Here is a 16,934-nt window from a genome sequence, read left to right on the forward strand (position 1 = left end):
CCCGAAACGGGACCGCCCTCCTGGTATGTCTGTGCGACGGGTTGGCTCAGAAGCCGCCCATGCCGCCCATCTCGTCCATGCCGCCGCCGGCGCCGCCCGCGGGGGCCTTCTCCGGCTTGTCGGCGATGACCGCCTCGGTGGTGAGGAACAGCGCCGCGATGGACGCCGCGTTCTGCAGCGCCGAGCGGGTGACCTTGGCCGGGTCGATGATGCCGGCCGCGACCATGTCGACGTATTCGCCGGTGGCCGCGTCGAGGCCCTGACCCACGGGCAGGTGTGCGACCTTCTCAGCCACCACGCCGCCCTCGAGCCCGGCGTTGAACGCGATCTGCTTCAGTGGGGCCGAGGCCGCCTTGAAGACGATCTGCGCGCCGACAGCCTCGTCGCCCTCAAGGCCCTCGACCTTGGCGGACTTCGACGCCTGCAGCAGCGCGACGCCACCACCAGGCACGATGCCCTCCTCGACGGCGGCCTTCGCGTTGCGGACGGCGTCCTCGATGCGGTGCTTGCGCTCCTTGAGCTCCACCTCGGTGGCCGCGCCGACCTTGATGACGGCAACGCCGCCGGCCAGCTTGGCGAGGCGCTCCTGCAGCTTCTCACGGTCGTACTCGGAATCGGAGTTCTCGATCTCGCGACGGATCTGCGTGACGCGACCCTCGATCTGCGCGGACTCGCCGGCGCCCTCGATGATCGTGCACTCGTCCTTGGTGACCAGCACGGAACGCGCCGAGCCCAGGAGATCCAGGGTGACGGCGTCCAGGGACAGGCCGACCTCCTCGCTGATGACCTCGGCGCCGGTGAGGATGGCGATGTCGGTCAGCATGGCCTTGCGGCGGTCTCCGAAGCCGGGGGCCTTGACCGCGATGGACTTGAAGGTGCCGCGGATCTTGTTGACGATCAGGCCTGCGAGGGCCTCACCCTCGACGTCCTCGGCGATGACCAGCAGGGGCTTGCCGGACTGCATGACCTTCTCCAGGACCGGCAGGAGGTCCTTCAGCGAGGAGATCTTGGAGTTGGCGAGCAGGATGTAGGGATCATCCAGGGTGGCTTCCATGCGCTCGGCGTCGGTGACGAAGTAGGGCGAGATGTAGCCCTTGTCGAAGCGCATGCCCTCGGTGAGCTCAAGGTCCAGGCCGAAGGTGTTGGACTCCTCGACCGTGATCACGCCCTCCTTGCCGACCTTGTCCATCGCCTCGGCGATGATCTCGCCAACGGTGGCGTCGGCGGCGGAGATCGAGGCCGTTGCGGCGATCTGCTCCTTGGTCTCGACGTCGATGGCCATGTTGGCCAGCTCAGCGACGATGGCGGCCACAGCGGTCTCGATGCCCTTCTTCAGGCTCATCGGGTTCGCCCCGGCCGAGACGTTGCGGAGGCCCTCGCGGACCATCGCCTGTGCCACGACGGTGGCGGTGGTGGTGCCGTCGCCGGCGACGTCGTCAGTCTTCTTGGCGACCTCCTTGACCAGCTCGGCGCCGATGCGCTCGTACGGGTCCTCCAGCTCGATCTCCTTGGCGATGGACACGCCATCGTTGGTGATCGTGGGGGCGCCCCACTTCTTCTCCAGGACGACGTTGCGACCCTTGGGGCCGAGCGTCACCTTGACCGCGTCGGCCAGCGTGTTCATGCCACGCTCGAGGGCGCGGCGCGCTTCCTCATTGAACTCAATCAGCTTTGCCATGGTGTTTCGGGAGTCCTCCCGTCAAGTGGGGCCGGAGCCCCGAGTGTGCAGTGTCGGGTGAACCGCGGTGCCCGCGACGGACGGCTAAGCCTCACCACAGTTCGGTAGCACTCAAAGCGTGAGAGTGCTAACCCCATTATTAGCACTCGACACAAGAGAGTGCAAAGAATTTCGTGGCTGCGAGGCGCTCTCGTCGCCGGAAGTGGAGGTTAGGCTCGGCCTGTGACGCGCAGCTCTCGACGACAGCGGCGGCCGACGACTGATCTGCCGCGGCTCCTCCGCAACGCCGCCAACCTGGCCAACCTGTCCACCCCGCTCGGCCTCGTCGTCGCGCTGGCGGGTCGGTCCCGGCTCCGTCTCCGCGACCATCTGATCGTCGCGGACCGGGTGCGGCTGCCGATCACCAACGCCGGCGCCATGACGATCGGGTCGGTGGTGCTGGTGCCCCGTCGGAGCCTGGAGGAGGTGGAGGCCTCGACGCCCACGCTGATGGAGCACGAGGACGGCCACGCCTGGCAGTACGCCTACTGCCTGGGGCTGCCGTTCCTGCCGCTCTACGCGATGGCGGTGGCGTGGTCCATGGTGCGCACCGGAGACCGGGCCAGCGCCAATCACTTCGAGGTACAGGCGGACCTGCTCAAGGGTGGCTACCGCAGCAATCCGCCGATGCCGCTGAGGCTGGGGCTGCGGAGGCTGATCAGCCGTTGAGCCGGCGGGCCGAGCGGGCGGCGTGACGCTGGCCGCGCATCCGGCGCAGACGCTTCACCAGGAGCGGCCGATAGGCCAAGGCCTCGGGGGTGTCGATGAGCACGTTGAGGTGCTGGTAGTAGCGGGCCGACGACAGGTTGAAGTGCTCCATGATGGCCTGCTCCTTCGGCACCGCCGAGGTGAACCATCGGTCCTCGAAGTCCAGGATCGCGGCGTCACGGTCCGACAACTCGGCCGGTGCGCTGACGGTGAAGGCTTCAGACATGGCGCCCAGTCTAAACCCGAATCACATCAGTGTCATTAGCCGGCGACCGCTGGGCACCCCGTCGACCCAGCGTGCGCGGTACAGTCGAGGGCACCCTGGCCCCCACACCTCAAGGACTCCATCGCCATGCGCCGACTCACCGGCCACGTCCAGCACTTCGCCTGGGGAAGCCATACCGAGATCCCCGCGATCCTCCGTAGGGACCCGGATGGGCGCCCGTGGGCCGAGTACTGGCTGGGCACCCACCCGGGCGGGCACGCGTTCCTCGACGACGGGCGGGCGCTCGCGGATCTCGTCCAGGACGAGCCGCACGTCCTGGGGAGCGCCACCGAGACGCAGTTCGGGGCCCGCCTGCCGTTCCTGTTGAAGATCCTGTCCGCGTCCTCGCCGCTCAGCCTGCAGGCGCACCCGTCGCGCGAGCAGGCCGAGGTGGGCTACGCGCGCGAATCCCTCCAGGGTCTCCATCCCGCGGATCCGGTGCGCTCCTTCAAGGACGACTGGCCCAAGCCGGAGGCCATCGTGGCCCTCACCCCCTTCGAGGGCCTGCTGGGCTTCCGGGATCCCGTGGAAACCGCAGGCCTCTTCGAGGGCCTCGGGGTGGCCGACGAGCTCGCCTCAGTCATCGGGCCGTTGCGGGACCGCCGCGACGCACCGGCGCTGCAGGAGGTGTTCCTCGACGTGCTGTCGCTGGCCGAGCGGCGCTATCTCGTGGATGTGGTGCTCGCGGCCGCGGTCGAACGCCTGCACGCGCCGGCGAGCCTGGGCGAGTTCGCCCGCACCGCGGTCGAGCTGGACGAGCACTTCCCCGGTGATCCGGGCATCCTGGCGGCGCTGCTGATGAACCGCTTCGCGCTGCAGCCCGGCGAGGCCGTGGCCCTCGAGGCCGGCGTGATGCACGCCTACCTGCGCGGCACCGGCGTGGAGATCATGGCCAACTCGGACAACGTGATGCGCGGCGGCCTCACCGCCAAGCACATCGACGTCGATGGACTGCTGCAGGTGGTGGGCTTCGAGCCGATGGTCCCGGAGATCCTGGTGCCGGCCGGGGGCGACGGCATCTACCTCTACCCCACGTCGTTCCCTGAGTTCGAGCTGTGGCTGCTGGCCCCGTGTGACGAGGGCGCCCTGGCGCTCCCCCGTCCGGATTCGGGCCGGATCGCGCTGGCCACCTCAGGCGCGTTCACCCTCCACGGCGACGGGGAGCCGCAGCGCGTCGAGTCTGGAGACGCCGTGTTCATCCCCGCCGACGAACAGGTGACGGTCACCGGCAAGGGCCAGCTGTTCGTCGCCGCGTCGGGGGCCTAGCTTGCGCGGACACCCACCCCTCACGGCAGAATAGGGGCGCCTGCCTCCTTAGCTCAGCGGCCAGAGCTCTCGCCTTGTAAGCGAGTGGTCGAGGGTTCGACTCCCTCAGGAGGCTCCACTTTGTGACCCGGGGGCACTCGGGACAAGAATGACCCCATGACTGAACCCAGCAAGTGGGCGCGCATCATCGCGGCAGACCCTGATCACTCCCAGCGCTACATCGAGCGCTTCAAGATCATGGAAGCGGCCGGCCATGACCTGGCCGGGGAGGTCCGGACGGTCGACGCCATGGTGCCGCGCGGGTCCCGCATCCTGGATGCCGGCTGCGGCCCCGGGCGCGTCGGTGGCCGCCTGAGCGCGCTGGGCCACGTGGTGGTGGGCGTGGACGTGGACCCAGCCCTCATCGAGGCCGCGGAGACGGACCACCCCGGACCCACCTGGGTGGTCGGTGACCTCGCCGAGCTGGATCTCCCGGCCGCGGGCGTCGAGGCGGACTTCGACGTCATCATCGCCGCCGGCAACGTGATGGGCTTCCTGGCGCCGTCGACGCGCGTGGAGGTGCTCCGCCGCTTCGGCACGCACCTGGCACCGGAGGGACGCGCGATCATCGGCTTCGGCGGGGGCCGCGGCTACGAGTTCGCGGACTTCTTCGCCGACGTCGATGCCGCCGGGCTACGGCTGGACGTCGCGCTGTCCACGTGGGACCTGCGGCCCTTCACGGAGCGGTCGGACTTCCTCGTCGCGCTCTGCTCCAGGGCCTGACCCCACTCAGGCCGGATCGGCCAGCACCAGGCAGGACCAGGGGCCGAGTGCGAGGCTCTGGTCTGCGGCGTGCCTGGCCCCGCTGACCAGGTCAACCACCGGGGACGGGACTGTCGCGGCGGCGGGTTCGTCGCTCCAGTTGTGCAGGAACCAGATCCGCCGCCCGTCGGAGCGTCCGGACATGACGGAGACCGACGCGTCTCGCACCCAGGCTGCCGAGACGGGCGACGCGACGAGCAGCCGGAAGACGTCCGCGGCGAGGGCCGGGTTGGGCACCGTGCCCACGCACACCACCTGTCCCTCGCCGTGCCGACGGCGGGTCACGGCCGCGAACTCGCCGAACCGGCGGTGGTCGTAGCGTGCGAGCACCTCGGCGTCAGTGGGCAGGTAGCCGTCCAGCCACAGCGTGCCGCTGGCACCCTCGGACAGCGCCATCCCCTCGGCTACCAGCGGAAGCGGCGCGTCGAGGTTCGAGAACTCCTCATAGGTGAGGCCCGCGGCCTCTCGAAGCCGGTACGGCGCCACGGCCAGCCGGGCGCGGGCCTCCAGGTCTCCGTAGCCGGTACGCGGCCCGACGACGAGCGCGCCGCCCATCTCCGCGTAACGCGCCATCCGCGCCAGGTCATGACCGCTCGCCACGAACTGCGACGCGGCCACCAGCACCGGGTACTGCTCCACCAGGTCCGCCGCCGACATGGCCCGGAACTGCTCGGTGTTGAGGAACCGCACCTGGGCCCCGGCGACGACGGCGCCGCGTTGGAACGCGCCGACGATGTCGTGGTAGGCCGTCCGGCGCGGCGTGCCACCGTCGTCGTTCAGCGGCGGCGTGAACTCGTAGTGCTGCTTGGTGGCCGTGTCCCACAGGATGGCCACCTCGGCGTCCGGCACGTAACTGTCGAGGTGCTCCCCCACCACCGACAGGATGCCGCCCAGCTCCGCCACCTCGCGGTAGACGCGTCCGGGCACCTGCGAGTGGGGCAGGACGCCGCCCCAGTAGGTCTCGGTGCCGAAGTGGAGGGTGTGCCAGTGCCAGTACTCCACCATCGCCGCGCCGCGGGCCACGAGCGCGAGCCCGGCCTGGATGAGCTGGCCCGGGTAGGCGGGATAGTTGGCCGAGGCCCACTGGATCGCCTGGGCGTTGGTCTCGGTGACGAGGAACCGGCGCTGCTGCAGCCCGTAGGAGCGGTCCGCCAGCTCGAGCAGCCCGTGCACGCCGGTGCGCACCCACGGCTCGGGGCGCTCAAGCTCCGAGTCCCACGCCAGGTGGTCCTGCATCGCGTAGTATGCGTTGGCCGCCGCGACATCCAGGCCCGCGCTCACCTGGGCCTCGTCGATGGTGGGCCTGTCGAAGGCCACGCAGGTGGTGACGAACTGGTCCTCCCGCGCGTACTCGCGCACGATGTCGCGCTGCCACGCGATGAACTCGGTGGTGCACTCGTTCTGGAACGTGCGCCAGGCGAGGTCGTACTGCGGCTGGGCGTTGCCGTCGGGCCGCCACAGCTCGACCCAGTGGTTGATGCGGTGAGACCAGTAGGTGAGGCCCCACTCCTCGTTGAGCCGTTCGACGTTGTGGTAGCGCTTCTTGAGCCAGTCCAGGAACCGCACGAACGTGCCGTGGTTGTGCAGGGGGATGACGCCAGGCTCGTTGTCCACCTGGTAGCCGATCACCGCGGGGTGGTCCGCGTAGCGGGCGACGACCTTCCGGATGACCCGCTCCGCGTGGAACAGGAACGCGGGGTGCGTGATGTCGATCTCCTGGCGGGCGCCCCAGGGCTGGCGCTGCCCGGTGCGCGGCTCGCCGGCGATCTCGGGGTAGGCGTGCGCCAGCCACGGTGGGGCCGCATAGGTGGGGGTGCCGAGGATGACCCCGATGCCACGCGCGTGCGCGCCGTCGAGGACGGGCTGTAGCCAGTCCAGATTGAACTCGCCGTTGCGCGGCTCCCAGGTGCTCCAGGTCGACTCCCCCACTCGGATGACCGTGAAGTGGGCGGCCTGCATGAGGTCCAGGTCACGGGTCGGGTCGTCGGTGGGCTGGTACTCGAGGTAGTAGGCGGCCCCGAAGCGGACGCCGGTGGGCCGGAACGGCTGCGTTGTCATGACGTACGTACCTTTCGTCGCTGCTTGAGGTAGGTGGTCACGAAGATGAAGATGATCAGCCCGATCGCCACGTAGCCCGCGAACCTGGCGTAGGCGTTGAGCACCGCGACCGCGGCGTCACCCAAGCGCCAGCCCGTCAGGAAGAACGCGATCAGCCACAGCGTCGAGGCGATGTAGTCGTAGATGAGGAACCGTCGGAGGCTCATCCCCGATGCACCGGCCAGCACGAACACCACCTGCATCAGAGGCAGCGGCATCGGAAAATACGCGATGAGGAAACCCACCGGACCCAGCTTCTCGGCCCAGCGCTCGGCGCGTGCGTAGCCGCGTGCGGCGCGCTTGGACTGCCCGGCCCAGACTTCGATCATGCCGCGCCCCCACAGCTTGCCGGCCCACCAGTAGATCCAGTCGAACTTCAGGCTGAGGATCGAGGCGACGATCAGGACCACAGGCCAGTGCGCCATCCCGCCCGTCGACGCGATCGCCCCGCTGGCCGCCACGGACGTGCGGCCGCCGGTGATCATCGCCAACCAGTCCGGCGCGGTGGCCAACAGCCAGGCCCGGGTGGGGAGCAGGATCAACCCGAAGACGCCCACCACGCCGAACCAGGCGAGGCAGGCGATGTCGTCGCGGCCGGGCTCCTTGCGCCACGGCATGCCGTCGGCCTCCCACCAGGCCTGCTCTGCGTCCTCCGGCGCGGGCTGGTCCGGGCCGGCGGGGCCGCCCGGTTCAACCGCGGCGTCATCGCGGCGCTGCTCATCAGTCACGCGTTGAATGGTACGTGGACAGGCGCCGATGCCCTCACCACACATCGCGGCACCGGATGCGGAACCCTCGGGTGCGGGTTCCAGTTCTGCACCCCGGCTTCGAAATCCCGGGGGGTGGGGTGTAAAGTCTCGCCTCAGGAACACCTGAAAACAGGTTCCTATCCACAACGGATCGTCGGGCACGTACCTGCCCGTGGAAAGGAATATGGCTATGGCCACAGTTAGCTACCGGGACGCGTCCCGTGTCTACCCCGGGACCGATCGTCCCGCCGTCAACAAGCTGAACCTCGAGATCGAGGACGGCGAATTCATGGTCCTTGTCGGCCCTTCGGGCTGCGGCAAGTCGACCTCCCTGCGCATGCTGGCCGGCCTCGAAGAGGTCAACTCCGGCTCCATCTACATCGGCGACCGCGACGTGACTGACCTTCCCCCGAAGGACCGCGACATCGCCATGGTCTTCCAGAACTACGCCCTGTACCCGCACATGACCGTCGCTGACAACATGGGCTTCGCGCTCAAGATGCAGAACGTGCCCAAGGCGGACCGCGAAAAGCGAGTCCAGGAAGCCGCCAAGCTCCTGGGCCTCGAGGACTTCCTCTCCCGCAAGCCGAAGGCCCTCTCCGGTGGCCAGCGTCAGCGCGTCGCCATGGGCCGCGCCATCGTGCGTCAGCCGCAGGTCTTCCTCATGGACGAGCCGCTGTCGAACCTCGACGCCAAGCTCCGCGTCTCCACCCGCACCCAGATCGCCGCCCTGCAGCAGCGCCTCGGCGTCACCACCGTCTACGTCACCCACGACCAGGTCGAGGCCATGACGATGGGCGATCGCGTCGCGGTGATGAAGGACGGCAACCTGCAGCAGGTCGACACCCCGCTGGCCCTGTACGACACGCCGAAGAACCTCTTCGTCGCCGGCTTCATCGGCTCGCCGGCCATGAACCTGATCTCCGGCAAGCGCGTCGAAGACGGCGTGCAGGTTGGCGACTACGTCGTCCGCGTGCCCCGCGAGACCCTGGCCAAGGCCGCCAACGGCGAGGACACCCTCACCATCGGCATCCGCCCCGAGGCGTTCCGCGTCGCGGAGGAGGGCATCGGCCTCCACATCGCCGTCGTCGAGGAGCTGGGCGCTGACTCGTTCCTCTACGGCACCCTCGCCTCCTCGCACGAGGACGAGATCGTCAGCGAGCAGCAGTTCGTCGCCCGCGTCGGCGCCCGCACCGCACCCCACAAGGGTGAGGTCGTCCGCCTCGCGGCGGCTCCTGAGGCCGTCCACGTGTTCAGCAACAAGACGGAGGAGCGCCTCTCCTGAGCGCGCGATCGCTCTCCTGAGAGCGAAATCCTTCTGTAGTGGAGCCCCGGTTCGCCGGGGCTCCACTATTTTGCAGGGGTCTGTACAGAGGAGCGATTGATGGCTGAGCTTGGACGCTGGACCCGGGGCATGCGGGCGGGGCTGGGTGCCGACGGCGCCTATGGTGCCGTCGTGCCCCCGCTGTACCTGAGCACGAACTTCACCTTCCACGGCTTCGACGAGCCCCGCGAGTACGACTACACTCGCTCCGGCAATCCCACCCGGGACCTTCTCAACGAGGCGCTGACGTCCCTGGAGGGCGGCGCCGGAGCCACCAGCGTCGCCACCGGGCTGGCCGCCATCACGCTGGTGGCCGAAGCGTTCGTGCCCGCCGGCGGCCGCGTCGTCGTCCAGCACGACGCCTACGGCGGGACGTGGCGGCTGTTCACGTTCCTGGCCTCGCAGGGCCGCTTCGAGGTGGAGTTCGTGGACTTCAACGATGCGCACGCCTTCGATGCGGCGCTCGACCGCTCCCCCTCCCTGGTGTGGATCGAGACACCGTCGAACCCCCTCCTGCGGATCACCGACATCGCGGCGACGGCCGCCAGCGCGCACGCCGTCGGGGCTCTGGTGGCGGCGGACAACACGTTCCTGTCGCCGTTGTTCCAGCGGCCGCTCGAGAACGGCGTGGACATCGTGGTGCACTCCACCACGAAGTTCATCAACGGCCACTCCGATGTGGTGGGGGGCGTGGCTGTCGCGGCGGACCCGGAGGTGCACGCCAAGCTGCGCCTGTGGGCCAACGCGCTGGGCCTCACGTCGAGCCCGTTCGACGCCTACCTGACGCTGCGCGGGCTCCGCACGCTCGACGCCCGCATGCGGGTGCACGCCGCCAACGCGGAGGCGCTCGTGCGGCTGCTCGACGGTCACCCTGCTGTCGCGGCGCTGCACTACCCCGGGCTCGCGTCGCATCCGGGCCACGAGGTCGCGGCCCGGCAGCAGAGCGGCTTCGGCTCCTTGATCTCGCTGGAGCTGGCCGGCGGAGTGGCCGCGGTGCACCGTTTCCTGGACGGGCTGCAGATCTTCCACCTGGCGGAGTCCCTGGGCGGGGTCGAATCGCTGGTGTGCCATCCGGAGACCATGACGCACGCTGGCATGACCGCCGAGGCGCGCGAGACCGCGGGGATCGACGGCGGTCTGCTGCGGTTGAGCGTCGGCATCGAGGCCGAGGAGGACCTGGTGGCCGTCGTCGCGGAAGCGTTGCAGCGCGCCGAGGGCTCGGGCAGCGACAGCCGCCGCGGCGGGCATTAGACTCGGCCCGTGCCCCGGTTCCTCGCTGCCAAGCCCGACGCGGACCTCCTCCAGTTGCCCTGGCAGGTCCCGCTGGTGGAGTGGCCTGCGCGCCACCTCGTCGCCCTCCCTCGAGGCATCTCGCGCCATGTGGTGCGGTTCCTCACTGTCGGGGAGGAGATCTTCGCGGCCAAGGAGATCCTGGAGGAGGTGGCAGTGCAGGAGTACCGCATGCTCACCGAGCTCAAGCGCCTCGGAGTGCCGTCGGTGGATCCCGTCGGCGTGGTCCTGGGCCGGGTGGACTCCGACGGTGACCCGTTGGACCCCATCCTGCTGACGCGGCACCTTCCCTTCTCGCTGCCGTACCGCTCGCTGTTCTATCCGGGCGTCAAGCACGAGACGGTCAACCGGCTGCTGGATGCCATGGTGGCGCTGTTCGCCCGCCTCCACCTCACCGGCTTCTACTGGGGCGACGTGTCGCTGTCCAACATCCTCTTCCGCCGAGACGCAGGCGAGTTCGCCGCCTACCTCGTCGACGCCGAGACCGGCGAGCTGCACGACACACTCACCGACGGTCAGCGCGCCCACGACCTGCAGATCGCCCGCACCAACCTCTTCGGCGAGTTCCTGGACCTTGAGGCCGGCGGCATCCTCGATGCCTCCCTGGACCCGCAGTGGCTGGTGGCCACCATCGAGGAGCGCTACCAGCAGCTCTGGGCCGAGCTGACGGGCGAGGAGGAGTTCGCCGGCTCGGAGCTCTACCGCCTGGAGGGTCGCGTCCGTCGCCTCAACGCACTCGGCTTCGACGTGGCCGAGATCGATGTCGACGCCTCGCCGGACGGGCAGACCATCCGGATGCGCCCGAAGGTGGTAGAGGCCGGGCATCACACCCGTCGGCTCATGCGGTTGACGGGGCTCGACGCCGAGGAACACCAGGCCAGGCGCCTCCTGAACGACATGGACACCTTCCGCGCCAAGAACGCCCCGCACGCCCCCGAGTCGGTAGCCGCCCACAAGTGGCTCGTCGAGGTCTTCGAGCCGGCAGTCACCCGCATCCCCGCGGACCTGCGCGCTAAGCGCGACGCGGCCCAGTTCTTCCACGAGGTGCTGGATTACCGGTGGTACCAGTCGCAGCGCGAGAACCGTGAGGTGCCCACCACCGAGGCGGCCTCCGGGTACATCCAGGAGGTGCTGACCCAGCTGCCTGACGAGCAGATGGCCAACATCGACCCGGTGGGCGGCGAGCTGGCCAACAAGTACGACCCCTCACACGGCTACGTCGACGACAACGACGAGAAGCCCTACGACCCCTGGGAGGACGGCGCCAACGACCCGGACGTCCCAGTGGTGGCGGGGTTCGACATCAATGCGCTCCGCGCCAAGGCCGCCAAGAAGCCCAAGGGCGGTTAGCGCTTGCGGGCGTGGACCCGCTCGATGACGCCGTGATGCAACCGGTCTGCGGCCACCACCTCCAGGCCCAGCGCCTCGACGACCAGGCGCGGGCGGCGCGTGAAGTACTCGCCCTGCAGCGGGATCGTCACGGCTTCGAGCAGCCACTGCCCCGCGCGGAGGACGGGGTTGGTGGAGCCCACGTGGTCAGCGAGCAGGAGGCTGCCTCCGGGGCGGAGCACCCGCACCATCTCCTCGACACCGCGCCTATGGTCCGCGAAGCCGCACAGTGAGTAGGTGCACACGACGGCGTCGAAGGAGCCTCCGTCGAAAGGCAGGTCCTGGCCATCCCCCACCTGCGCCTCGACGGTGAGCCCGAGGCGGTCGATCCTGCGCTCGGCCACCGCCAGCATGCCGGGGCTCAACTCGATCGCGGAGAGTGTGATGTCGCGGCTGTAGTAGGGCAGATTGAGGCCAGTCCCCACCGCCACCTCCAGCACCCGGCCGCCTGCACGCTCCGCCACCCAGGCGCGGCTCGCTGCCAGGAACCGGCGCTCGAGGGGCGCGATCTTGTCATCGAAGTGCTCGGCTCCCTCGTCCCAATGGTGACGGAGCCGTTCCTCGCGCGCTTTCGACATGGGTCAAGTAGACCACCGGCGTCGAGCGGCCGTCACGCGCAGCCGTCAGGACCGCAGGCCTCTCCGGAGCCGTCGATCGTGATCAACCCGGGCACCCGCTCAGACCATGACACCTCGAGCGCCTGGAGGAACACTTCAGGAGGCTGTGCGCCGGAGACCCCGTACTTGTCGTCGAAGACGAAGAACGGCACTCCGCGCACGCCGATGGCGGCCGCCTCTGCGATGTCGCGGTCCACCGCGGCGTCGAGATCCATGGAGTCGACGGCGGCGCGCGCCTCCTCCTCGGCCAGCCCCGCCGCGGCGGCCAGCCCGCCCAGCACCTCGGTGTCCCCGATGTTTACGCCCCCCTCGAAGTGGGCGGACAGCAGCGACTCCTTCAAGCGGTCGGTGCGGGCGCCACCGTCGACGGCGTCGGCCCGCTTGGCGGCCTGCAGCACGCGGTGCGCCCGGCGGGAGTTCGCGACGACGAGGTTGTCGAAGTCGTAGGTGAGCCCCTCGCCGGCAGCCTGCTCGGAGACGTGGGCGATCATCGCCTCCACGCTGCTGGCGGGCAGGCCCTTCGATGCCACGAGGTACTCCACCTCGGTGCGATGGTCGTGCTCGGGGAGGCCCGGATCGAGCTGGTAGCTGCGCCACTGGACCACCACCTGATCGCGCTGCGGAAACCGGCCCAGCGCGGTTTCGAAGCGGCGCTTGCCGATATAGCACCAGGGGCAGGCGATGTCTGACCAGATCGATACGTTGAGAGTCACCAGCCCAGGATAGTACATGTTTCAATCACCTCTGAGCGGCGAATCCGCGGGCTGCCCAGTAGACTCTGCTCCTGTGACCCTCAAGCTCTATGACACCGCGACCCGCTCAGTGCGCGCGTTCGTTCCCCTCGCCGAGGGCAAGGTGTCGATCTACCACTGCGGGCTCACCGTCCAGGCGTCGCCGCACCTGGGGCACATCCGCAAGGAGGTCGTCTTCGACGTCCTGCGCCGATGGCTGGAACATACGGGCCTCGAGGTCTCTGTTGTGGCCAACGTCACGGACATCGACGACAAGATCCTCGCCAAGTCCGCCGAGGCCGGCGTGGAGTGGTTCGCCCACGCCTACCACTTCGAGCGCGAACTCCACGACGCCTACGCCTCACTGGGCTGCAAACCCCCCACGTACGAGCCCCGCGCCACCGGCCACATTCCGGAGATGATCGAGCTCACCGAGACCCTCATCGAGCGCGGCCACGCCTACGCGGCGCCGGACGGGTCCGGCGACGTCTACTTCGACGTGAAGTCCTGGCCCCGCTACGGCGAGCTGTCCGGGATGAAGGTCGACGAGATGGAGCCCGCGGCAGACGCGGATCCGCGCGGCAAGCGCGACCCGCGAGACTTCGCCCTCTGGAAGGGACACAAGGAGGGCGAGCCGGCGACGGCGTCCTGGCCCTCGCCCTGGGGTCGCGGCCGTCCCGGATGGCACCTCGAATGCTCGGCGATGGCCGGGAAGTACCTCGGCGACACCTTCGACATCCACGGCGGCGGCGTCGACCTCCGCTTCCCGCACCACGAGAACGAGCTGGCGCAGTCCGCCGCGGCGGGCAAGGGCTTCGCCCGCTATTGGATGCACAACGCCTGGGTCACCATGGCCGGCGAGAAGATGAGCAAGTCGCTCGGCAACACCGCGCTGGTCTCCGAGGTGACCAGGATCTACAACCCGCGCGCCGTGCGCTTCTTCCTGCTCGCCCCGCACTACCGCTCCACCATCGAGTTCTCGCCCGCCGACGAGGGCACCCGCGGGTCGCTGACGGAGGCGGAGAAGGCCATCGCGCGTATCGACTCCTTCGTCGGGCGCGTCAAGCCCCTCCGCGACGTCGGATTCTTCGCCTACGCACCACTGCAGGTCCCCCAGTACGAAGCGTTCGACAGGGCGATGGACGACGACCTCGGCACGCCGGCCGCTACCGCCGCCCTGTTCGAGGCCATCCGTGTCGGCAACCAGGCGATCGCCGACGGGGATCACGAGAAGGCGCGGCTGTACGCCGCCGTCGTCGATTCGATGCTGAACGTCTTCGGGATCCACCCCGACGCCGACGAATGGGCGGGCCAGACGTCACACGACGACCTCACCCCAGTCGTCGACGGCCTCGTCGCGGCCCTCCTCGGGCAGCGCGCGCAGGCCCGGGCGGACAAGAACTGGGCCGCCGCGGACGCCATCCGCGACACCCTCGCAGGCCTCGGCCTCGTGATCACAGACACCCCCACCGGCCCCCGGTGGAGCTTGGAGAAGAAGTAGATGGCAGGCAACTCATCGCGCCGCGGCGCGACCAGCAAGGGCAAGAACAAGACCGCCGGATCGGGTGGGCGCGTCCGGCGCGGCCTCGAGGGTCGCGGGCCCACACCGAAGGCCGAGGACCGGCCCTACCACAAGGCCTACAAGTCCAAGCAGGCCGCGCAGCGCGCCGGGCAGGGACGTCCCCAGACCACGAAGAACCCCGTCGGGGCGGACTGGGTGGTGGGGCGCAACCCCGTCTTCGAGGCTCTCACGGCCGGCCTGCCGGTGAAGCAGGCCTTCGTCGCGGAGGGCGCGGAGCGCGACGACCGTCTCCGCGACATCCTCAAGTTCACCGCTGAGCACGGCCTGCCCCTGCTTCAGGTCACCCGAGCCGAGCTGGACCGGGTCACCGGCGGTCTGGTGCACCAGGGCGTCGCGGTGCAGCTGCCCGCCTACGAGTACGCCGACGCCGAGGATGTGCTGGCGGACGCGCTGGAGCTGGACGGCATCGTCGTGGCTCTCGACGGCATCACGGATCCGCGCAACCTCGGGGCGATCGTGCGATCCGCGGCGGCGTTCGGCGCGCAGGGAATCATCATCCCCTCGCGACGCTCTGCCTCCATGACGGCCGCGGCGTGGAAGACCTCCGCCGGGGCCGCCGCAAGGCTGCCGATCGCAATGGCCACCAACCTCAACCGAGCCCTGCAGCAGGCGTCCAAGATGGGCTTCACCATCATCGGGCTCGCCGGCGAGGGTGAGGTGCCCGTCTCCGGCGCGCCCGGCCTCGACGGGCCCGTGGTGATCGTGGTGGGCTCCGAGGACGAGGGCTTGGCGCGCCTGGTGCGCGAGAACTGCGACGCACTGGTCTCCATCCCGATCGCAGGCTCGGTGGAGTCGCTCAACGCCTCCGTCGCCGCCTCCATCGCGCTGTACGAGGTGACCCAGCAGCGCTCCGGGATCACCCCGTCGGAGTGATGTCCAGCCGCCAACGGTGAAAAATGCCCCCAGGCGACGGGGCGACTAGATTGGTACCCACACCGCACACTCAAGGAGAACTGTGAGCGATCTCGAGTCGATCTCTTCGGCCTACCAGACCCTGTTGGGCATGATCGAGCAGGTGGAGCCCCGCATCGCGCAGGCGACGCGGCAGGAGCTCACCGACCAGCGCGCGTCGCTGAAGCTCATCGCGTCGGAGAACTACGCCAGTCTTCCGGTGCTCGCCACCATGGGCACCTGGCTGAGCGACAAGTACGCCGAGGGCACCGTCGGGCACCGCTTCTACGCCGGCTGCCAGAACGTGGACACGGTTGAGGCCGTTGCGGCCGAGCACGCCCGCGAGCTGTTCGGCGCCGAATACGCCTACGTGCAGCCGCACTCGGGCATCGACGCGAACCTGGTGGCCTACTGGGCCATCCTGGCCAACAAGGTCGAGGCCCCGGGCCTGGCCGAGTTCGGCGCCAAGGGCGTGGCCGACCTGTCCGAGGCGGACTGGGAGACGCTGCGGCGCCGCTTCGGCGACCAGCGACTGCTCGGCATGTCGCTCGACGCCGGCGGCCACCTCACGCACGGCTTCCGCCCCAACGTGTCGGGCAAGATGTTCCACCAGCGCTCCTACGGGACGGATCCCGAGACGCAGCTGCTGGACTACGACGCCCTCGCCGCCCAGGCCCGCGAGTTCAAGCCCCTGATCCTGGTGGCCGGCTACTCCGCCTACCCGCGGCGCGTGAACTTCGCCACAATGCGCGAGATCGCCGACGAGGTGGGTGCCGTGCTGATGGTGGACATGGCCCACTTCGCGGGTCTGGTGGCCGGCAAGGTGTTCACCGGCGACGAGGATCCGGTGCCGCACGCGCATGTGGTGACCACCACTACGCACAAGTCCCTGCGCGGCCCGCGCGGCGGTATGGTGCTGGCCACCAAGGAGTTCGCCCCGTCGGTGGACCGCGGCTGCCCGCTCGTCCTCGGCGGCCCGCTGTCCCACGTCATGGCTGCGAAGGCGGTGGCGCTGGCCGAGGCCCGCACCGCGGAGTTCCAGACCTATGCGCAGAACGTCGCCGACAACGCCAAGGCGCTGGCCGAGGGCCTGCTCCGGCGCGGCGTGACCCTGGTCACGGGAGGCACGGACAACCACATCGTGCTGATGGACGTGCGCTCCTTCGGGCTGACCGGCCGCCAGGCGGAGTCCGCGCTGCTGGAGAGCGGCATCGTCACCAACCGCAACGCGGTGCCCAACGATCCCAACGGCGCCTGGTACACCACCGGCGTCCGGCTCGGCACCCCCGCGCTGACGTCGCGCGGCTTCACCGCCTCGGACATGGATGCGGTGGCGGACATGATCTCCGGCGTCCTGAAGTCCACCACGCCGACCACCACCGCCGCGGGCGACCCGAGCAAGGCGAAGTACGTCCTCACCGACGACGCCCGCAGTACGTCGTTGGCCGAGGCCGAGCGCCTGCTGTCGATGCGGCCGCTGTACCCGGGCTTCGAGCTCTGAGGCGCA

Annotated in this window: 15 protein-coding genes and 1 tRNA gene; 10 read left to right on the plus strand and 6 right to left on the minus strand. The window is 69.4% G+C overall.

All coding sequences use genetic code 11. The features are described 5' to 3' along the window. Positions 1 to 46: 46 nt before the first annotated feature. Positions 47 to 1,678, minus strand: coding sequence for a chaperonin GroEL (groL, locus tag H5398_RS00825; RefSeq protein ID WP_182781715.1), 1,632 nt, complete (start codon positions 1,676 to 1,678; stop codon positions 47 to 49). A gap of 222 nt (positions 1,679 to 1,900) precedes the next feature. On the opposite strand from groL, the gene H5398_RS00830 reads away from it, so the two are divergent. Further along, positions 1,901 to 2,386 (plus strand): hypothetical protein, encoded by a 486-nt coding sequence (locus H5398_RS00830; RefSeq protein ID WP_220489032.1) that lies wholly within the window; start codon positions 1,901 to 1,903, stop codon positions 2,384 to 2,386. Here the strand turns inward: H5398_RS00830 and H5398_RS00835 are convergent. Further along, complete coding sequence (locus H5398_RS00835; protein ID WP_182781714.1) at positions 2,376 to 2,651, minus strand: DUF3263 domain-containing protein; 276 nt, start codon at positions 2,649 to 2,651, stop codon at positions 2,376 to 2,378. The genes H5398_RS00830 and H5398_RS00835 overlap by 11 nt on opposite strands. Positions 2,652 to 2,777: 126 nt before the next feature. On the opposite strand from H5398_RS00835, the gene manA reads away from it, so the two are divergent. The 3 genes from manA to H5398_RS00850 all read left to right on the plus strand — a co-directional run bounded on the left by manA (position 2,778) and on the right by H5398_RS00850 (position 4,718). Continuing rightward, on the plus strand, positions 2,778 to 3,956 hold the full coding sequence (gene manA, locus H5398_RS00840; RefSeq protein WP_182781713.1) for a mannose-6-phosphate isomerase, class I: 1,179 nt from the start codon (positions 2,778 to 2,780) through the stop codon (positions 3,954 to 3,956). 42 nt (positions 3,957 to 3,998) lie between these two features. Continuing rightward, positions 3,999 to 4,074, plus strand: a tRNA-Thr gene (locus tag H5398_RS00845). Positions 4,075 to 4,112: 38 nt separating this feature from the next. Next, complete coding sequence (locus H5398_RS00850; RefSeq protein ID WP_182781712.1) at positions 4,113 to 4,718, plus strand: trans-aconitate 2-methyltransferase; 606 nt, start codon at positions 4,113 to 4,115, stop codon at positions 4,716 to 4,718. Between the two features lie 6 nt (positions 4,719 to 4,724). Here H5398_RS00850 and H5398_RS00855 read toward each other — a convergent pair whose 3' ends face one another. Continuing rightward, positions 4,725 to 6,815, minus strand: a complete 2,091-nt coding sequence (locus H5398_RS00855; RefSeq protein ID WP_182798646.1) for a beta-galactosidase — start codon at positions 6,813 to 6,815, stop codon at positions 4,725 to 4,727. Further along, a complete protein-coding gene (locus H5398_RS17040) occupies positions 6,812 to 7,582 on the minus strand; it encodes a DedA family protein (RefSeq protein WP_370586019.1) in 771 nt (256 codons plus the stop codon). Before H5398_RS17040 ends, H5398_RS00855 begins: the two co-directional genes overlap by 4 nt. Before the next feature lie 211 nt (positions 7,583 to 7,793). On the opposite strand from H5398_RS17040, the gene H5398_RS00865 reads away from it, so the two are divergent. The 3 genes from H5398_RS00865 (at position 7,794) to H5398_RS00875 (ending at position 11,567) form a co-directional block, all read left to right on the plus strand. Beyond that, positions 7,794 to 8,888 carry an ABC transporter ATP-binding protein gene (locus H5398_RS00865; RefSeq protein WP_182798648.1) on the plus strand — a complete coding sequence of 365 codons (1,095 nt, stop codon included), beginning with the start codon at positions 7,794 to 7,796 and terminating at the stop codon, positions 8,886 to 8,888. A gap of 99 nt (positions 8,889 to 8,987) precedes the next feature. Further along, a complete protein-coding gene (gene metB, locus H5398_RS00870; protein ID WP_220489033.1) occupies positions 8,988 to 10,178 on the plus strand; it encodes a cystathionine gamma-synthase in 1,191 nt (396 codons plus the stop codon). Between the two features lie 9 nt (positions 10,179 to 10,187). Beyond that, complete coding sequence (locus H5398_RS00875) at positions 10,188 to 11,567, plus strand: DUF4032 domain-containing protein (protein WP_182798649.1); 1,380 nt, start codon at positions 10,188 to 10,190, stop codon at positions 11,565 to 11,567. Here H5398_RS00875 and H5398_RS00880 read toward each other — a convergent pair. Both H5398_RS00880 and H5398_RS00885 read right to left on the minus strand, forming a co-directional pair. Then, on the minus strand, positions 11,564 to 12,184 hold the full coding sequence (locus H5398_RS00880) for a class I SAM-dependent methyltransferase (RefSeq protein ID WP_182798650.1): 621 nt from the start codon (positions 12,182 to 12,184) through the stop codon (positions 11,564 to 11,566). The two genes, H5398_RS00875 and H5398_RS00880, sit on opposite strands and share 4 nt — an antisense overlap. Before the next feature lie 32 nt (positions 12,185 to 12,216). Next, positions 12,217 to 12,936, minus strand: coding sequence for a DsbA family oxidoreductase (locus H5398_RS00885; RefSeq protein WP_220489034.1), 720 nt, complete (start codon positions 12,934 to 12,936; stop codon positions 12,217 to 12,219). 31 nt (positions 12,937 to 12,967) lie between these two features. On the opposite strand from H5398_RS00885, the gene cysS reads away from it, so the two are divergent. The 3 genes from cysS to H5398_RS00900 all read left to right on the plus strand — a co-directional run bounded on the left by cysS (position 12,968) and on the right by H5398_RS00900 (position 16,928). Beyond that, positions 12,968 to 14,455, plus strand: a complete 1,488-nt coding sequence (gene cysS / locus H5398_RS00890; RefSeq protein ID WP_370585685.1) for a cysteine--tRNA ligase — start codon at positions 12,968 to 12,970, stop codon at positions 14,453 to 14,455. Next, entirely contained in the window at positions 14,456 to 15,409 is a 954-nt protein-coding gene (rlmB, locus tag H5398_RS00895; protein WP_182781703.1) for a 23S rRNA (guanosine(2251)-2'-O)-methyltransferase RlmB, read from the plus strand. Between the two features lie 82 nt (positions 15,410 to 15,491). Beyond that, the gene (locus H5398_RS00900) at positions 15,492 to 16,928 is read left to right on the plus strand and encodes a glycine hydroxymethyltransferase (protein ID WP_370585675.1); all 1,437 of its coding nucleotides are present in this window, start codon (positions 15,492 to 15,494) and stop codon (positions 16,926 to 16,928) included. Positions 16,929 to 16,934 lie beyond the last annotated feature (6 nt).

Source organism: Tessaracoccus sp. MC1679 (genome assembly GCF_014164775.1).
Classification (GTDB): domain Bacteria; phylum Actinomycetota; class Actinomycetes; order Propionibacteriales; family Propionibacteriaceae; genus Arachnia.

Coding starts and splice junctions, on each gene's coding strand:
- groL (WP_182781715.1), bottom strand. CDS start 1,678: ATGGCAAAGCTGATTGAGTTCAATGAGGAAGCGCGCCGCGCCCTCGAG.
- H5398_RS00835 (WP_182781714.1), bottom strand. CDS start 2,651: ATGTCTGAAGCCTTCACCGTCAGCGCACCGGCCGAGTTGTCGGACCGT.
- manA (WP_182781713.1), top strand. CDS start 2,778: ATGCGCCGACTCACCGGCCACGTCCAGCACTTCGCCTGGGGAAGCCAT.
- H5398_RS00850 (WP_182781712.1), top strand. CDS start 4,113: ATGACTGAACCCAGCAAGTGGGCGCGCATCATCGCGGCAGACCCTGAT.
- H5398_RS00855 (WP_182798646.1), bottom strand. CDS start 6,815: ATGACAACGCAGCCGTTCCGGCCCACCGGCGTCCGCTTCGGGGCCGCC.
- H5398_RS00865 (WP_182798648.1), top strand. CDS start 7,794: ATGGCCACAGTTAGCTACCGGGACGCGTCCCGTGTCTACCCCGGGACC.
- metB (WP_220489033.1), top strand. CDS start 8,988: ATGGCTGAGCTTGGACGCTGGACCCGGGGCATGCGGGCGGGGCTGGGT.
- H5398_RS00880 (WP_182798650.1), bottom strand. CDS start 12,184: ATGTCGAAAGCGCGCGAGGAACGGCTCCGTCACCATTGGGACGAGGGA.
- rlmB (WP_182781703.1), top strand. CDS start 14,456: ATGGCAGGCAACTCATCGCGCCGCGGCGCGACCAGCAAGGGCAAGAAC.